Origin of the sequence: Nitratidesulfovibrio liaohensis (genome assembly GCF_011682075.1) — a bacterium.
GTDB lineage: Bacteria > Desulfobacterota > Desulfovibrionia > Desulfovibrionales > Desulfovibrionaceae > Cupidesulfovibrio > Cupidesulfovibrio liaohensis.
Genome location: NZ_VSMK01000338.1, coordinates 1 through 3,054 on the forward strand (window position 1 = coordinate 1; position 3,054 = coordinate 3,054).

The window sequence follows — 3,054 nt, forward strand, 5'->3', positions numbered from 1 at the left end:
GGCGCCAAGGACGTGGCCAACGCCCTGTCCGCCTTGCAGGCCACCGTCAAGGGCGGTGGAGGCGGCGGCGCGGCTGGCGGCGGTGACGGCAGCGGGGGCGAAGGCTCCGGCGGTGTCGGCATTGCCGGGGTCTACACCATGCAGGTCATGCAGATCGTGCGCAGCCACTGGGAATTCCCGGCCCTCGCCAACCGCGAGAACCTCATGGTGCGAGTGCGGGTGAAGGTGGCTCCCAACGGCCAGATACAGGATTTCAGCGTGGAGCAGTCCTCGGGCCGGGCCGACTTCGACTCGTCGACCCTGAAGGCGCTGGGCAAGACCGGCATGCTGCCGCCGCCGCCCAGCGCAGAATTCCAGGACCTGGTGCTCAACTTCAACCTTCAGGAAATGATCGGAAAGAGATGAGACAGCATCGTGCCTTCCACCGCCTCCTGGCGGCAGTGTGCCTCATCGCGTGTTGCGCGCTGGCGGCCCCGGCCCTTGCGGCCGGCCCCGTGCAGATCGACATCTACGGCCCCGGCCAGGGCAGCCTGAACCTTGCCCTTGCCGATCCGCTGGGCCCCACCCCCGGCACTCCGGTGACCGGGCAGGGCGTGAAGCTGAACGAAATCATCCGCGAGAACCTGAGCTTTCTGCCGTTCCTGCGCCTGACCGACCCCAAGGCCATCCTGGGCGGTTCGGTGCTGCAGAGCTACAAGGCCCCGGACATCGACTTCAAGCGCTTCCAGATCGCGGGCACCGACCTTGTGGTCACGGCGGGCTGGCCCCAGGGCGACGCCCCCGGCAAGCCCTTTGTGGAACTGCGCGTGTACGAGGCGTATTCGGGCAAGCTGGTGTTCGGCAAGGGCTACTACGACATCCAGGAAACCCAGCTGCCCGACGTGGCCGACCGGTTCTGCTCCGACCTCATGAAGGCCCTGACGGGCCGGGGCGAGTTCTTCAAGTCCACCCTGGCCTTCGTGAAATCGGGCGGCAAGAACAAGAAGGACGTGTGGCTCAGCAAGCCCACCGGCCGCGACCTGCGCCAGATCACCAACCTGCCGGGCGAAGCCCTGTCCCCGTCGTGGTCGCCCGACGCGCGGTTCATCGTGTTCAGCCACATGGATGACCGCACCCACGCCCTTGGCGTGTGGGACCGCCTGACCCGCCAGACCCAGCGCATCAAGTTTCCGGGCAACACCGTCATCGGGCCCACCTTCATGCCCGACAACAAGGTGGCGGTCAGCCTTTCCACCGGCAAGAACCCCGGCATCTTCCTGCTGAACCACGTGTTCCAGAAGGAACGCGCCCTGGAGGACAGCGCCTCCATCGACGTTTCGCCCTCGTTCGACGCCACCGGCACCAAGATGGCCTTCTGCTCCAGCCGCCTGGGCGGCCCGCAGATATTCCTGAAGGACCTGACCACCGGCCAGGTGACGCGCATCAGCCGCAGCGGCAACTACAACACCGCTCCGTCCATCAGCCCCGACGGCACGCTGGTCGCCTTTGCCCGCATGACCGACTTTGGCCACCGCATCTTCGTGTACGACATGGTCACCCAGTCGGAACGGCAGGTCACCTTCGGCCCCGGTACCGACGAAACGCCGTCCTTCGCGCCCGACAGCTACTTTCTGGCGTTCACCTCCACCCGCAGCGGCGCCAAGCAGATCTACCTGATCACCCGTCACGGTGGCGACGCCAAACGGGTACCCACGGGCGCGGGCGACGCCTCGTTCCCGGATTGGGGCATGATCCCCGATTAGGTGCACGATGCGGGCGCACCGCCGACAGGGGGCCCCCGCACGCGGAAGAATCCACCGCCCGGACGGGTGAAGTTTCACGAGTTCTGCCCACACAGGCCACCGTGGAACGTCAGGAAGGGGACAACCTCCCCGCCTGGGCGGCCAAAACCGAAAAAAATCGTGGGGGAAAGTGGAGATACCGCAATCCCCCATCTTGACAAAAAACGGCGTAGAGATACCATTACTGCTGTCCCATTCCGGGGGTGTTAGGGTTGCGGCCGAAGCCGACGGAAAGGGATAAAGGAAAGGAACCGTTCTCTGCATAATTCTATTGGAGCGAAGAGCTGTCTAGGAGGAATCACATGAACACCGCAAAGCGCTTTGGGCTTGTCCTGACTCTGGCCCTTGTCCTCGCCACCGGCTTTGGCTGCGCCAAGAAGCAGGTCGCCGCCACCCCCGAATCCGCCGGCGCCCCCATGGCCGCCGAAGACGATTCGGCCCGTCGTGCTCAGCTGGAAGCCCTTGCCCGGGCCCAGCAGATCATCACCGACGCCAAAGTCTACTTCGACTTCGACAAGTTCGACCTGAAGGCCGAATCCAAGGAAGTCCTGAAGCAGAAGGCCGACGTGCTGAAGAAGTTCCCCTCGATCCGCGTGCTGGTGGAAGGCCACTGCGACGAACGTGGTACCCAGGAATACAACCTGGCCCTCGGCGAACGTCGCGCTCGCGCCGCCTACGAGTACCTGGTGATGTCCGGCGTGAACGCCGGTCAGCTGGAAATGATCAGCTACGGCGAAGAACGTCCCGCCGTGGAAGGTCACACCGAAGCTGCTTGGTCCAAGAACCGCCGCGGCGAGTTCAAGATCATCAAGTAAGTTTTGGTTCCGACTGGTTTCAAGGCCGCTCCCGTTCGCGGGGGCGGCCTTCCTTTTTTTACGACGCACAATCGTGCGTTACCGCACCATGCGCGGCAGCGCACCAATCTCCCCCCGACATCCTGGCAGATACCCCGCCGAGGCCTCACGGGCCTGCCCTTTTCCCGGGGAACGGCCGACTAGCGTTCCGAATGCGGCGGAACGACCTCCGTGCGGATGCGGTCAGAGCGCAGGAGTCAGGGCAACGGCCTCGCACTCAGCACGCAGGCGGCGTAGACGATGTTCGGCCACAGTCAGGCAGGAGAGGACGCGGGCGCGGTCCAGCAGATCCACGGCAGGTAGCAGCAACAGCGCCTTCAGCCGCTCCGCGAACAGCTCCAGTTCCTGCCGCTGCCGCTCGGCACCGGCAGGCTCCACGGCGCCGGGGCGCGCCGCTTGCAGCGCCTCGCCGGGCAGGC

Annotated in this window: 3 protein-coding genes and 1 pseudogene; 3 read left to right on the plus strand and 1 reads right to left on the minus strand. The window is 65.3% G+C overall.

All coding sequences use genetic code 11. The features are described from left to right. The 3 genes from FVW27_RS11760 to pal all read left to right on the plus strand — a co-directional run. The coding region (locus FVW27_RS11760; protein ID WP_167125371.1) for an energy transducer TonB at positions 1–405 on the plus strand (405 nt) is incomplete at its 5' end. Further along, positions 402–1,742, plus strand: a complete 1,341-nt coding sequence (gene tolB / locus FVW27_RS11765; RefSeq protein ID WP_167125373.1) for a Tol-Pal system beta propeller repeat protein TolB — start codon at positions 402–404, stop codon at positions 1,740–1,742. The genes FVW27_RS11760 and tolB, both read left to right, overlap by 4 nt. Positions 1,743–2,083: 341 nt before the next feature. Further along, the gene (pal, locus tag FVW27_RS11770; protein WP_035068045.1) at positions 2,084–2,596 is read left to right on the plus strand and encodes a peptidoglycan-associated lipoprotein Pal; all 513 of its coding nucleotides are present in this window, start codon (positions 2,084–2,086) and stop codon (positions 2,594–2,596) included. Between the two features lie 222 nt (positions 2,597–2,818). Here the strand turns inward: pal and FVW27_RS11775 are convergent. Next, positions 2,819–3,054: pseudogene (locus tag FVW27_RS11775) on the minus strand (FAD-binding protein); the annotation flags it as partial.